The sequence below is a fragment of the Vibrio sp. A37 genome (genome assembly GCF_059777565.1).
In genome coordinates, this window is the sequence record NZ_JBLNLI010000011.1 from 122,487 (window position 1) to 136,686 (window position 14,200).

Below are 14,200 nucleotides of genomic sequence, written 5' to 3' on the forward strand. Positions count from 1 at the left end.
TATAGAATATGTCCGTGTCATTTCAATTGTAGTTATTGGAGATATGATGTCGGATAACATTAATAAGCCTAAGCAGTTTTTATTACTGAGCGCGATATGCGCAGCGGTAACGTTTTCTGTGTGGCGAGTACTGCTGAATAACTTCAGTGTTGATGAAGCCAATTTCGCAGGTACTCAAATTGGTCTACTGCAGTCGTTGAGAGAGGTGCCAGGATTTCTGGCCTTCGGGGCTGTGTTTTTATTGTTGCTTATTAAGGAGCAATACTTAGCCGTATTAGCGTTGGCTGTACTTTCTATAGGTGTTGCCTTAACTGGTTTTTTCCCTTCAACTTACGGCTTATATGCGACGACAATTATAATGTCCGTTGGGTTTCACTACTACGAAACCATGAATACTTCATTGCAAATTCAATGGTTAGGTAAGGACGAAGCGCCAAAATATATGGGCGCCTTGATCAGTCGCGGTGCGATGGTAGCACTCGCGACTTTTGCCTGTATTTGGGTTGCAATGGATCTATTTAAAATATCATTTGAGTATGTTTATCTTATTGGTGGCGTAGTGGGTTGCTTGATAGCTCTGTACATGTTTGTTCACTTTCCAGTGCTGCCGAAAAAATCTAAACAACATAGACACTTAGTGCTGAGAAAAAGATACTGGTTGTACTATGCCTTAGTCTTTATGGCTGGTGCTCGCCGTCAGATATTTGTGGTATTTGCAGGGTTCTTGATGGTAGATAAATACGGCTTTACCGTAGAGAACATGGCGCTACTATTTATCGTTAACCAACTCGCCACGATGTGGCTTGCACCTAAAATTGGTAAGTTGGTAGCGAATATCGGTGAGCGCAATATTTTGCTTATCGAATATGTTGGCTTGATTTGTGTGTTTGTATCGTATGCAGCAATCAACAATCATTGGGTGGCGTCGGGCCTATATGTTACAGACAACCTATTCTTCGCAATGGCTATCGCCACAAAAACGTATTTTCAGAAAATTGCGGATCCCGAGGATATTGCGTCAACAGCGGGAGTGTCATTCACCATCAACCATATCGCTGCAGTCGTTCTGCCAGTATTGTTAGGTATGGTTTGGATGATTAATCCTTCATGGGTTTTTTATATCGGAGCAGGAATGGCAGTGATTTCTCTATGCCTTGCGACGCTAGTACCAAAAGCACCAGTTAAAGGTTATGAGTCCGTTCTTACTGCTTCTTAAAAGCAGTGAGCGATAGAAACACGTTTTAGGGCTAGCTTGACTAGCCCTAATTTATCGATAGGCTAGGTGACAAGCACATGTTGACCCGAGAAGCCTATGGATGTAAAACCACACTTCAATTTTTTTCACTTGCTGGCTAAAGAGCGAGAGAAGTTATGTTCTCAGCGTCAGCGAGTTGTTTATTCACTGCTTATCACACTTCCCTTATTGCTAAGTGGCTGCGCCCATCATCAAACGGCGAAGCAAACTAACAAGCCCGAAGCTACCGTCGAAAAAGTGGTTCCCGTTAAGGCCGTCACTCCTGCACGCAAACAGAAAAACAATGGCCTACCAGAGCCAGTACAAAGTGCAGCTAATACAATTTTAGAGCGTATTGAAAAGAATATGTACGTACCCAATGGCGCAGTTGGAAAGCTTAGTACAGAAGTACAACTACATCTTGATCAGGAAACACAGTTAACGTCGGTAAAAATTGTGAAAAGCAGTGGAAGCCCAGAGTTTGATAATCGAGTAAAAATAGCGGTATTTAAAAGCTTTCCAATCTCAGATATTGCACCACTCAGTGATAGCCAGTATCACTATCTAAAAGAAATTGATTTGACGGTAAAACCAGAGAAATAACATTTAAGAAGCCTCCAACAGCTCATATTTTTAGAGCTGTTGGAGATGATATGAATTAGCTTACAACTGCCGGTGGGAGTAGGTGAATGAGGCCAACTTTTTGTCCAATAACAAATGGGCAAATAAATAAGCCAGCAATCAGCATGACGTAGCCTACAGCCTGATATTGACGATTGGTACTGCGAGTGAGCTTAATCAAAACAATGGCTGGCAATACTGCGAAAAGAATATCTTCTCCAACGCCACCTACAATGGACAACGCCGCCAGAAATAGCCTTGGGTAGATAAGTGTTACGATTAGAGGCGGTAAAAATGATAAAGCGCCAACCAATAACTTATTTTCGGTATTCAAATAGTTAGTTGTTAGGTCTTGGATAAAGCCAAATAGGCCCGCTCCATTTGTCATAAATGAAGAGGTTACCGCAAGAAGCCCAAAACATAGGCCTGAATATAAAAAGACTTTGCTATTTAGTATTTCTGACATCGGCACGTTCGCAGTAAGTCCATGCCAGTTCGCATAAACAATTGAGTGAACGCCCGCACCATTCTCAGGTAGAGTACCGAGCACAACTAAAACCCACACCATATTGATCACCAACCCCATAAATACACCGAGTAGGATCGATTTTCGAGTCGCGGATTGGTTGTGGTTTAATGATTTAGAAACAGTTGGAATGATGTTATGAAAGTGGAATGCTGAAACGGCGATAGGCAATACAATTGGCACGTATTTCCAGCTGGTGAAGGTTAAATTTTGTGGGTTAAAGTGACTAAAGCCAGTAGCGACCATCAAAATAAAACAAATCCATGTCGCTGCAACCAAAAATACCATTCCACTTCTTAAGGCTTTTAGTCCAAAGATAATGAGTGCAGTGGTAATACAAAAATAGATTAAGGTAATCAGTGTTTCATGGTGTGCTAGGGCAGGAAATAGCGAAGTTATCATTGAAGATATTCCGCTCAAGTAAGCGACCAATACTCCGTAAAGGATAATTAAGTTGCATATTATCGCTATCCATTTGCCGGATTGCCCTAACTCTTGGCCGTAGAATGAAGGTAAGTCAAAATTCTTCTTCGTCGGATCGATGCGAGAGGCGATTATCCATGCAGCAAAAAGCATGACAAACCAAATTCCGACAATTCCAATTAAGGCAGGAACAAACCCTCCTAATCCAGCCGTTATAGGGAGGGCTAAAACGCCAACACCCAATACATTGCCAAATACTAGTAGTGAAGACGAAAATATTTTGCCAAATGAGGGAGGATTTGATGCGTTTGAATTCATTAAGTTACTCCTGATGTTGAACGTTATAGTGAGGTGCAGCAATAACTGATTCACTTTTACACGAAAATATTTTCCCGTTGCTTATCTTGCTCGATGAGGAACTTGAAATAAAAAAGCAACAAGAATATGTAAATCAGTGAGTAAAATTAGAATGTTAAACTAAGTGATTTTCAGTAAGTGTCTAAAAAATAGAACTTTTGGCTTGTTAATGAAATCAGTTCGTTTTTTCTGAAAGATTGCTTTTGGTTAATTTTTAATTGCATCTTTCCAACATTTTATCGTGACGAAGCACCTCGGGGCGCGAGTTTGTAATATTTTTAACCGTACAGCAATCGACAAAAATGAGTTCTAAGGTTATTAAGAATTTAATAGCATTGTTGAAAATGCCATAGGCAAGAATGCATATTCTCTTGAGTATTCGCTAACCGTAGTCAATTATGATTATACCGAATAGTGAGATAGTAAAGTCGAGGCGAAAAAATATCAGAATATCAAGTTATTGCCGCACAGTTTTATATTTTATTTAATTGTAGGTATATAAGAGGTTCCGTCTGGATCACACTTTACAACCTCTTCATTATGCGTGCTGTTTTGTATTCGGTTAAAAGAAAACCACTAACATCGTTTCAGTGTTATCTTTGCTGATTGCTCAAGAAGAGTAATTAACCGCCACTCTGAAAGCATGCAAAGAATAAATATGTCGAGCATGCATATTTGCTGCGATACTACGTTCTTTGCTCAAACATTATATAACAATATGAGCCGGCAGATTAAGTGGTTAGAATTTCGCTGTTTCTATGATTGAATCTACTATCAGTCAGTTATTATGGCTGATGAAACTCACCCAAGTAGCGCTTCTTTATTTCATCCATTTGCCCCATATAGTGAAAGTCAATAAGGGTTTGATTTATATCTGAGAGTAAGTCTTTGGCGCGAGGACTTTTCTTGTTAATAGCTATATGAAACACTTTTTCACTCACCACGACGTATGATAGTTCAGGAGAGTTGTCGTAATAGCCTTTCAACATGCCAAAAAGAATAGGTTCAATTTCACTCAGAAACACCTTGCACCGGTTTTTCTTCACCATTTGGAGTGTCTTAACCGCATTTTCAAACTTCTTAATGTGCTGATTGTAGTTGTAACTATAGTAGTTGTAGCCAAGTATCCCACAGGCCTCATTGTCTTTAAGTTGGTCTAACTTAGGAGAGGTGCTACTAAAACGTTTTGAGTAAAAGTAACCGATACTAACCTTGTAGAAAGGGAAGGTATAATAAACAAATTCAGAGCGCTCAGGTTTATAACTGACGGATAAAGCAACTTCGCACGCCGCCTCATTTGATTTCATATTCTTCATTACCCTCTTCCAAGGCATGTAAGAATATTCATATTGGTAAGGAATTTTATCAAATATTGCCTCTACAGCATCAGGGACTAAGCCAACAAATTTATCTTTTATTACCACGCCATCTTTACGCTCCCACATGCCGTATGGTATCCATTCCCCTCCGTTACCCATGCAAATTCTTACTGGGGTATGTTCATCAATATCTTCAGCGTAGCTAGTAAAGGAAAAGAAGCCTAAGGTCAGAATAAAAAGCAAGTTTCGTTTCATATTAAGAAGTAAACCAGTGAGTGGATACTCTAAAGTGTAGTCAAATTAGGATAGAGAGGGACTTAAATGCTTAAAGCCGTTTTAATATTTTGAGGTGAATTTATTGCCCAACTCAAGTGGATGTCATCTTACTTATCTTCTAGTGTCGTATTTTTGCTATGTCCCTCAATAGTGTGCCTGTCAGTGTAAACAATACCGACACAGGCAAAAAAGAAAGATAAAAGTAATAGAAAAATGAGCAGCTTGTTCACTTTCCTTCCCCACTATTTATTTAGATGAAGTCTCTTGCCTAGTAATTACTCTAAAATCTCAAAGTTAATACATTAGCAAAAACTCCCATCTTCTATGTTGAAACAGCATGATTTATTTACTAATTACTTAGATAAATAATAGTTGATAGGTACAAAACAACCATAAATGTTGTACCGAATTTTTAGTGAGATAGGACTTATATGCGTTTAACAATAAACAAACTTGTCATCATCAGTTCATCGGTGCTGATGCTAGTAGCTATCACTGCGATTTCTTACAGCATTTGGGTGAGTAGTACTAATGCGATCCATCAGCTGAGTAAAAAGTCATTTGAGCAAGCAACACAATCTGTTAGTGAGCAATTAGGTAGTGCTGTTCGCTTTAAAAAGCAAAGTAGTATTGATGAAAGAGTGTCTGTTGCTTCCAAGGCTAGTGAGGGCAACTTAACTCGCTTTGACATTTATTTACCAGACAAGTCATTACTATTCTCTACCGATAAAACAAGCAGTCGAACAGAACTGAATCAATTTAAGTGGTCTGATGCTCAAGTCTTGCTAGATGACCGCGATAATTTTGTTTACGCAGTTCCCATTTACTCCGGAAAAAAGAAAACATTGACTGGTTTTGCGGTTTCCTACTGGCATTTTAAAGACCTTCACATGCTGAGCCAGTCTCTAGGGCAGCAATCCTTTATGCTTGGCTTTGCCTGTATTGCACTGTCTATCGCAGTGCTATTAATCATTTTACGTAAAGTGCTGGTTCAACCGTTAAATAACTTATCATCTTTATGTGAAGAGCTAGGATCGGGTGAATGTGATTTGAAAAAGAGAATCCATCTCAAGAGAGAAGATGAATTGGGTAAACTTGCTGAGCACATCAATATGTTCATTAGTAAAATTGAGCAGACCCTTAACCCGATACATAAAGGTTCCATGGCAGTCACAGGCATTGCTGACAACTTGGAAAATCACATAGAGTCTTTGACATCGAAAGTGAGCTCGCAGCGTAGTGATATTAAAGAGACAGTGTTAATCGGTGAGCAGACCAAGGAATCGGTTGAGTCTGTGAAAGAAAACGCTAACCACTCTTCGAGTACGTTAACCAAAGCAGTAGAAAGTGCGAATAACGGGCAAAAAAGGCTATCTAAGGCCATGCGTGACATTAAGTTGCTGTCTGAAAAGAGCCAATCAACGTCAGAATCTGCAACTGAGTTGAGTAATCAGGTGCATAAAGTGAGTGAGATTTTAGGCATTATTCGTAATATCGCCGAGCAGACTAACTTACTGGCATTGAATGCTGCCATCGAAGCCGCCCGTGCGGGAGAAAACGGACGTGGCTTCGCCGTCGTTGCCGATGAAGTTCGTGGGCTTGCAGAGAAAACCTCAACGTCGACTGACCAAGTAGAAAGTATATTGTCAGACTTAACAGCAGTCTCAGAGCAATTGATAAGCTTTACTGATGAAGGGTTGAGTGCAAGTAAGCACTGCGTTGAATCGATTGAGGAGTCAGTTGCTGATATTGAGACGGCACTCGAAGATATTTCCAAAGCTGATGAAGTGAACCACGGTATTGTCGACTCATCGGTATCGCAAAGCGACGCTATGAAGTCCTTGTTGTATAACCTCTCTTTGATTGATCAACAAATTGATAGTTTAGTGAATGAGACCACTGAGATTTCAACGAGCAGCACGGAATTACATTCCAGAGCTCATGATACCAGTCAGCATTTGGCAAGCTACAACTTGCACGAAGCGATTTGAGTTTGAAAATAGTTTGAAACAGTGAGCTTTATGAGATAGTGACAGCTTTAAAATAGCGGCAAAATGCCGCTATTTTTCTTGATATTAGCCATTATGAGCGTGATAAAGCTCTTTCGATTGATTCCGCGTAGGAGTTTGCCTTGCTTAGCTGTGTTTGGGTTAATTGTGGTTGCCAGAAAAGCTTCTTTTCTTTGGCGATAATACTGCCTTGTTTCGCAGCAACTTCTAACCAAGCGTAAGCCTTAACATAATCTTTATCGACCATAGCTGGAGGGTTGATATACATCTCCGACAAATCGATCGCGGCGTCTACATTGCCATTAATTGCCGCAGATTGATAATCGGCAATGGCGGCGCTTGGGTTTGTTTCAACTCCCAGCCCATAGCGATACATATTCCCTAATTGAACTTGCGCAGCGTAGTTGTTTTGTTGTGTTGATAGCTGATACCAATGAAAGGCACTGCTGAAGTCTTTCTTTACACCGATACCTTGTCGATACATGTTAGCTAGCTGATATTGAGCGTCAGCAAAGCCATTGTTTGCTGATTTTCTATACCACTTAAATGCAATCTGATTGCTTTGCTCGACCCCTAGGCCTTTTTGGTACATTCGACCCATCTGATATTCTGCGTAAGGAGAAGGTTTTGGCTGATTTGCTGCTTTAAAGTACCAGTGCATCGCTTCGTCATAGTTTGTTTTTATGCCTACCCCTTTTCGGTACATATCACCTAAATGATTCTGTGCTTCTACGTAGTTCGCTTGCGCGGCTTTAGAGTATAGTTTGAACGCTTTGTTGTAATTTCTCTCAGCTCCTTGACCGAGGTAATACATACTCGCTAGGTTGGTTTCAGCCGTAGGCAAATTGGTCTCAGCGGCTTGTTGATACCAATAAAGTGCTTTAGTATAATTCTGTTTAACATTGATGCCATGTTGGTAAAACCAGCCTAGGTTATTTTGAGCATTGGAGTTGCCATGTTGCGCGGCTAAGCTATACCAAATAAACGCTTGTTTTTTGTTTTGAGTGAAGCCAATTCCCTTGTCGTAAGCCCAGCCGACTTGTAACTCAGCATATCGACTTCCATGCATTGCGGCTAACACGTATAAACCTGTCGCCGTATTCTCGTTTTTGCTAACACCGAGGCCGTATTGATACAACTTCGCTTCCTGTAGCATGGCGTCCACATTGCCGTGAAGGGCTGACTTATTGTACCAGCTCGCTGCTGTTTTATAATTTTGTGGAACAACGAGGCCATCTCGATAGAAATTGCCTAGACTGTACTCAGCGCGAGCGTTACCCAACGCGGCACTCTTTTTATACCAATCTAAAGCCAGCTTATCGCTTTGAGTCACACCTCTGCCCAACTTATACATATTGCCGAGGTGGTTTTCCGCATATTGGTTACCTTGCGTGGCGGATTTCTCGAACCAAGACAAAGCCTTGGAATAGTCAGGTGTTCTACCTTTTCCATATAGATACATCAGCCCTAGGCTGTTTTCTGCATCAGCATTTCCGTTTGACGCAGACTTCAAATACCACGTAAATGCCAAGTCATTGTTTTGCTCTACGTACTCGCCATTTTCATACATAACGCCGATATTGTATTGGCCGATAGCATGGCCATGTTTCGCTGATTCCAAATACCAGTGATAGGCTTTTGCGTAGTTGATTGGCGTCCCTTCGCCAGAGATATATTGATGCGCTAACACTATTTGAGCTTGAGTGTTACCTCGCTTGGCCGATTTTTCGTACCACTTTGCAGATAGGCGATAGTTTTGTTTGACCCCATCACCGTAGTAATACAGGTTTCCTAATCCTTCCTCAGCGTGAGCGTTGCCTTGCTGCGCTGCTTTTTCATACCAAAACTTTGCTTGGCTGAATTCTTGCCTACTGTAGTAGTGATTGCCTAATTTCGCTTGACTGGAAGCGTCACCAGATTTCGCATGGTTTATCAGAATGTCGGTTTGACAGGAGTTTTGAGAGAGAGAGGAACAAGCGTCAAGGAAACACATTGATAGTGCAACGACAAGAAGTTTTCGTTTCATTCTGAACCTAGCGATTAGTGCTGAAGATAGATTGGTCTTTTATTTAGCCTTTTCTATAGCTGGAAAGGATAATAAGAGCTATTGCAAGAATAGTAACAAATAATTATTGCAGATCTAGTCGCTTTTCTTATGTAGCAACGCTTTTTTGCCTACGTGGAGTGACGGCTCATATTTAATGGTTATTGATTTGTGTTACTTGCATTCTCAGTGTTGATGAAATGGCTTTATACCCTTGATTTAATGGTGATGGAATGCACCAATAGGGCTGATGCACTCTTTTCCCTAAAATATCATTAGATCCGAATCATCTAAATTGATTTTGCTTTTGTTTAATTTGGACGACCCTTGGTCAAGTTGGCCTTTCGAGATGTTCTTTTTGAGTTCCTCCGTTTTCACAGTGACCTTATCTTTGGTTATATTGATGTTTTGTTCAGCTAATGTTGTCGCTACTTTTCGGGCTTGCACATCACCAATGGCTTCCGCAAGGCTGTTGTATGTGACCATTCCGTTCTGAGCGAGATCCAATTTATTTTGCGCAACGACTAAATCTTCTTGGCTTGTTTTTATTTGTTTTTGTACCGTTTCAATTTTATTCATGTAAAAGTGGTCTTTAGCCCAAGTGATGAGTGAGCTGTTCCATGTCACTTTTTCTGCCCAGTAGACGATGTCCGTTTTTACTCCTGGATAATACTGAATGTATTCACCACCGTGCAGCTTGTTGGTAAAAGGCCCATCGGTTGAAAGGTAGTTGCCCGCAACAAAGGTGTTTTTGCTACCCGTAATAATACCTAGCTCATTGCTTGCTGAATAACTGAATTCTCCTCCTGTCGTCAGCTGAATACCCTTGTAGCTTCCATTTGAGTTTTTATTTTTCGAATTGTCTCCTACTGCCATTGCCTTTTCCTTTGCTGTATCTATTACATTTAAGGTATTGGCAATACATATATAGTATGGGCGTTATATTTTATAGCTATAAAGTTATTTAACCGACTAATAATTAGTAGGTTTTATGTGTTTTCTTAGTGGCAGTTTTTATAAAGTTAAGAGCTTTAAAAATAGGTGAGACAGCAAAAATGCAGAGTCTCTCGCCCAATGTCACATTTACTAGTGGGTATGGTGCTCTAAGCTTTTTGTCAGAGACACTTTATAGGTGGTGTGTATAAGCAATAGATTTATTGGTAGCGATATATTTAATGCTTATTTTTTTATTGGATCCCAAGCAGATTTGCTGCCTTGGCCAACGTGTTTTCGTAGCAGTGTGGTAAATCGATTTTCGTCTGGTACGGCATGAGTGGGTAACACTATGTAGTCGTGACTTTCGATATAGATTAAGAATGCCGCTTGTCCCCAGTGCCAATGATGTATGCCATCCCAGTTAAAGTGTTTAGTACCTGAGTCATTTTTTACACTGATACCACTTTCCTGAATCGTGACTTCGGTTCCACTCATGTCTACTCTTCCTTCTTTAAGGAGACGCTGAGCTTTGAATGGAGCAATAAAATAGTACTCGGCACTATTCGATAGATACCCAGTCATGATGGTTATAAATACAAGCGCATAGCTAATACTTTCGTTCACTTTATAGTAAATACAAAGCCCTGCGACTATCACCATTAATATCATCGTGTACTTTCTAAATGAGCGGGAGCGATTAAACAACAATGAATGATATTGCGCTGCGTTGATTACATCACGCTTGGAAAGTTTGAACTTACATACAATGGTGTTTTCTTCATGCATCTTTACTGTCCCATGTCACCTTTCCAACTGGTGGAGGTGGATTTGTGATGAGGCTCTACTTTAACAAAAAATCATTGTTTTAAGAAAGAGATGTAGGTTGCTAGGCTGGTTAAGGGATTTACGTACCTGAAAGTGACACCTAGATTAGAGAGATAAAAATAAAGCAGGATAATCATAGTGGTTTCGCAGTGCTGTTAGCCTTAATAAATTACAGCTCTTCACTTATTTTATATTTAATTAATTTTTCTAAAACTCTCAAAAATAACCCTGTAAATGAATATTGATTTAAGGGAAAGTCTAATTCTTGACGGGGTGTTTTTTCCTAGTAAACTCGGCTGGATTTATTGTTAACTGTTTGTATGGAAACAGTTTTATTTTTCAGTAAAGGGAACTTATGAATACCAATTTACGGAAAGTTGTAAAATATAAATCGGTGATATTGTTTGTTTTGGCTAGCAATTTTTCAACCGCAAACAAGGTGCTAGCAGATGAATATATTGGCTCTACTATAGTTGATCAACGATTAATAAATATCGCTCAAACGGACCCGCAAACTCTTACTGCAGAAATACCAAGCACCCAGAGAGAAACAGTATTGATTTTTCTTTCTGAAGGTACTGAGGTCCAAAACTCAGAGTCTATTGCAAGTGGTCTGGCAGAGCTTGGTGGAAGCTTTGTCGCACAATACAATAATGTGATTTTGGCTGAGCTCCCAGTGAACTCACAGAACTTGAACTCACTGTCAGCGCTAGATCATATAGCGTATATCGCTCCTATTCTAGGAGGTAGTGAAGAATTTGAAGTCAGCAAGCCTCAAAATCAGTATCCACAATTCAGCCGGCAATTTTTATATCAAGATGATAGCGGGTCTAATTTTATTGATGATAGGCAAGCCGAAAGCTGGTGGGAAAATGGTTACAAAGGTAAAGGGGCCATAGTAGGAATTCTTGATAGTGGCGTAGCAACTGAAATGGACGGTCTTGAAAAGGTTCGGTTTTACGTGAATACCAAGCACCCAGAATCAGGCCTATATTACAACGACGTAAGAACGGCTCATGGAACAGGTGTTGCTGGGATTATTCTGGGTGATTTAAACTCCGCCATTTATTTACCGGGAATGGCTCCAGGTATAGAGAAAGCGTTAGTGAGCTTTGCAGGGGATACTGGGCTTGGCTCTGAAACAGATAGGGAAGCTATCTGCAAAACGTTTACTAGCCTCTCTTGGATGTTTCGCGGAAAAAACCTAGGATCATTTGCATTAAATAGATGCTATCAAACCTTGGAGGAATATTCCTCAAATTGGCAGTTATCCAGCCAATCTTCTCACCACCCCAAGCCGACTATTATCAACTACAGCTTCGGTCATGGCAGACTTGCCTCTGATTACAGCCCTACAGCACGTATTTTTGATTTAATTGCGGAGAAGTATGGCATTTTATATACCAAGTCCGCAGGGAACAGCTCAAGTTCTAGCCCAGATTCTTTCCCTATGACCTCTCCAGGAGATAACTACAATGGGATAACGGTTGCGAACATGAACCTAACTGTGGAAAAAAATCCAGAATCCGATCCCCCTCTAGTTAGGCAAAGTTCAAGGAAATTGCACGTAATAAAAGCGTCAAGCTTACATGGCCCGACTTTAGATGGAAGACGTAAACCCGACCTATCCGCTCCCGGAAACGATACTCGTACGATAGCGCCGACGGAAGAGGTTTATGCTACTGAAAACAATGTGTACTTTAAACCTTATTCGACTAGTGTGCTCTATCGGCCTAGCGAGTGGGGGCAAACTCGGCTGATGGGTGGAACGTCTGCAGCGACACCTCATGTAACCGGAGCTATAGCATTAGCTCAAAGTGCTGGTATTGAAGATCCAAATGCCATAAAAGCGTTACTAATTAACAGTGCTGATGCATGGAGTTATGATAAGGATGATCCAACAAACATGGCAGCTCATGGACCATCGACTAGGGCAAGCGAGTGGAATGCTATTTATGGTTGGGGGTACATGAACCTAGACAACGCCTTTCAACAAAAAGACTTTCTCTATTCAGCGAAATTAACCAATAGGAAAACGCGTTGGGAGTTAGTGGGAGAGGCACAGCCGAATCAGAAATTAACCTTGGTTTGGCAACGTAGAGGAACGTTTTTCAAGAAGAAAGGTGGGGATCGTTTCAGTAGCTATGCGTTGACACCACTCTCCATTCAGCTGCTTGATGCCAATGGTGAAGAATTCATTGATGAAAGCGGGTTAGTGTATGAATCGACTATAGATGACTCCAAGATCGACAACGTCCTACAGGTATCGGTGCCTCAAAACTACTCTGGTAAAATACATGTTGTTGTGACGACGCAAGGTGAGATTGAAGGAGCAAAGTCTGAACCTATCGCTTTAGCATCGAGTGAGTCACTTTCAGAGCTAAGTTTGGACTAGTTCTTCGGTTTATAGTCGCAGGCAAAGTTAGGTGGCTGATCGGGCTACTCTGGCTTTGCCGGCTACTCGTTTTTTTATTGAGATTGTTTATAAAACTCTAACGCATCAAGCTTAGCCTGCTTGTGCTTAATAATAGCCGCCAATACGTATGTTCTGCTTCAGCTTGTTTTATGGTGATCGCCAAATACCAATTTTGCGTATTCTTGGCTATATAGTTTAGCGCCAGGCTTTGCAGTGTTTGTCAAGCCATCTCCGATGAGGTGATGAACTTTTGACACTCAGGGGACGCCAGAAAATGAAGATATTTCTTAATAGAAGCATCACTTAGCTTTTGGTATTTGTATAGGTTTTTATCGAGCGTAAGCCTTCGGAACATATACTTATCTTGATCAAGAATAACCGATAGATAGTTATGCTCAAACAGCGATTTCGATCTCTGGTTATAGGTATGAAGAAGCTTAGCTTGTGCTGTCCAATCATCCGTAATTGTAAACTTAAATGTCTCAAGCAAAAACTCAGAAGTTTTCGACAACGTATCGAGTTTGGCTAATAGCTGGATTCGTTTGAAGCTAGATGTTTCTTGTAGCTGCTTAGTTTCTGAGATTTCTTTTTCAACCTGCAAAGGCGTTCCACGTGTGATCTCATAGTTGGTCACTTTTTTTCCGAGACTTGAATTATACCAAGCCATTAATGTTTGATAATCGTGTTCACTCAATCCTTTTTGGACCGAAGACACCGTACTCTTCTCAAACAGAGCTGGGTTGAAATAGGTATGCGCGTTCTCAACAAGTTGGTCGATGATTTTTGGTGTCGCATAAGCGTTTAGAAACTTTGAGTGCTCAACGTTGGAAGTTAAGTTTTGCGAAAACTTAGGATAGATTTGCGTTACACCAGCCATTTGTAGAAGGGTATCTGCTTGATGTTGTGAAATATTTGCTGAAGCCATTGGTGAGAGCAATAAAAATAGTAATGGTAGCGCAGTTTTGGTAAGGCTTGGCTTGTGAATTAGCTTGATCATTGAGCTTAATGAGTGGAGAGACAAGCGCGACACTCTACTCGTGAACAATGTACTGTTCAAGTCCAGTCTTGTTTCCTTGAGATGAACTCAACTGCTTAGTATGAAGGAATTCCGATTTAGTTAGTTCACACTTTGTCAGTGACAGTAATAATACAAATTGCCTTTAGCTAGGACACAAGTTCCAATTTGATTACAAATGCAATGCAATTTTTATGGT

10 protein-coding genes are annotated in these 14,200 nt (G+C 40.6%); 4 read left to right on the top strand and 6 right to left on the bottom strand.

The features are described 5' to 3' along the window. The first annotated feature begins 46 nt into the window (after positions 1 to 46). Complete coding sequence (locus ACM2FC_RS17625) at positions 47 to 1,216, top strand: MFS transporter (RefSeq protein WP_498482287.1); 1,170 nt, start codon at positions 47 to 49, stop codon at positions 1,214 to 1,216. Positions 1,217 to 1,312: 96 nt separating this feature from the next. Next, the gene (locus ACM2FC_RS17630; RefSeq protein WP_498482288.1) at positions 1,313 to 1,837 is read left to right on the top strand and encodes a TonB C-terminal domain-containing protein; all 525 of its coding nucleotides are present in this window, start codon (positions 1,313 to 1,315) and stop codon (positions 1,835 to 1,837) included. Positions 1,838 to 1,892: 55 nt separating this feature from the next. Here the strand turns inward: ACM2FC_RS17630 and ACM2FC_RS17635 are convergent, their stop codons facing one another. After that, positions 1,893 to 3,122 (bottom strand): aromatic amino acid transport family protein, encoded by a 1,230-nt coding sequence (locus ACM2FC_RS17635; protein WP_498482289.1) that lies wholly within the window; start codon positions 3,120 to 3,122, stop codon positions 1,893 to 1,895. An 824-nt stretch (positions 3,123 to 3,946) separates the two neighbouring features. After that, the gene (locus tag ACM2FC_RS17640; protein WP_498482290.1) at positions 3,947 to 4,735 is read right to left on the bottom strand and encodes a substrate-binding periplasmic protein; all 789 of its coding nucleotides are present in this window, start codon (positions 4,733 to 4,735) and stop codon (positions 3,947 to 3,949) included. Positions 4,736 to 5,187: 452 nt separating this feature from the next. Here ACM2FC_RS17640 and ACM2FC_RS17645 point away from each other — a divergent pair, with 452 nt between their 5' ends. Continuing rightward, positions 5,188 to 6,747, top strand: coding sequence for a methyl-accepting chemotaxis protein (locus tag ACM2FC_RS17645; protein ID WP_498482291.1), 1,560 nt, complete (start codon positions 5,188 to 5,190; stop codon positions 6,745 to 6,747). Between the two features lie 91 nt (positions 6,748 to 6,838). Here the strand turns inward: ACM2FC_RS17645 and ACM2FC_RS17650 are convergent, their stop codons facing one another. The 3 genes from ACM2FC_RS17650 to ACM2FC_RS17660 all read right to left on the bottom strand — a co-directional run bounded on the left by ACM2FC_RS17650 (position 6,839) and on the right by ACM2FC_RS17660 (position 10,531). Continuing rightward, positions 6,839 to 8,791 carry a tetratricopeptide repeat protein gene (locus ACM2FC_RS17650; RefSeq protein ID WP_498482292.1) on the bottom strand — a complete coding sequence of 651 codons (1,953 nt, stop codon included), beginning with the start codon at positions 8,789 to 8,791 and terminating at the stop codon, positions 6,839 to 6,841. Positions 8,792 to 9,073: 282 nt separating this feature from the next. Continuing rightward, positions 9,074 to 9,685, bottom strand: a complete 612-nt coding sequence (locus tag ACM2FC_RS17655) for a hypothetical protein (RefSeq protein WP_498482294.1) — start codon at positions 9,683 to 9,685, stop codon at positions 9,074 to 9,076. Positions 9,686 to 9,988: 303 nt separating this feature from the next. After that, positions 9,989 to 10,531 carry a YcxB family protein gene (locus tag ACM2FC_RS17660; RefSeq protein WP_498482295.1) on the bottom strand — a complete coding sequence of 181 codons (543 nt, stop codon included), beginning with the start codon at positions 10,529 to 10,531 and terminating at the stop codon, positions 9,989 to 9,991. 394 nt (positions 10,532 to 10,925) lie between these two features. Here ACM2FC_RS17660 and ACM2FC_RS17665 point away from each other — a divergent pair, with 394 nt between their 5' ends. Continuing rightward, positions 10,926 to 12,965, top strand: a complete 2,040-nt coding sequence (locus tag ACM2FC_RS17665; protein WP_498482296.1) for a S8 family serine peptidase — start codon at positions 10,926 to 10,928, stop codon at positions 12,963 to 12,965. A gap of 241 nt (positions 12,966 to 13,206) precedes the next feature. Here ACM2FC_RS17665 and ACM2FC_RS17670 read toward each other — a convergent pair whose 3' ends face one another. Next, complete coding sequence (locus ACM2FC_RS17670; protein WP_498482297.1) at positions 13,207 to 13,983, bottom strand: hypothetical protein; 777 nt, start codon at positions 13,981 to 13,983, stop codon at positions 13,207 to 13,209. Positions 13,984 to 14,200: the final 217 nt, after the last annotated feature.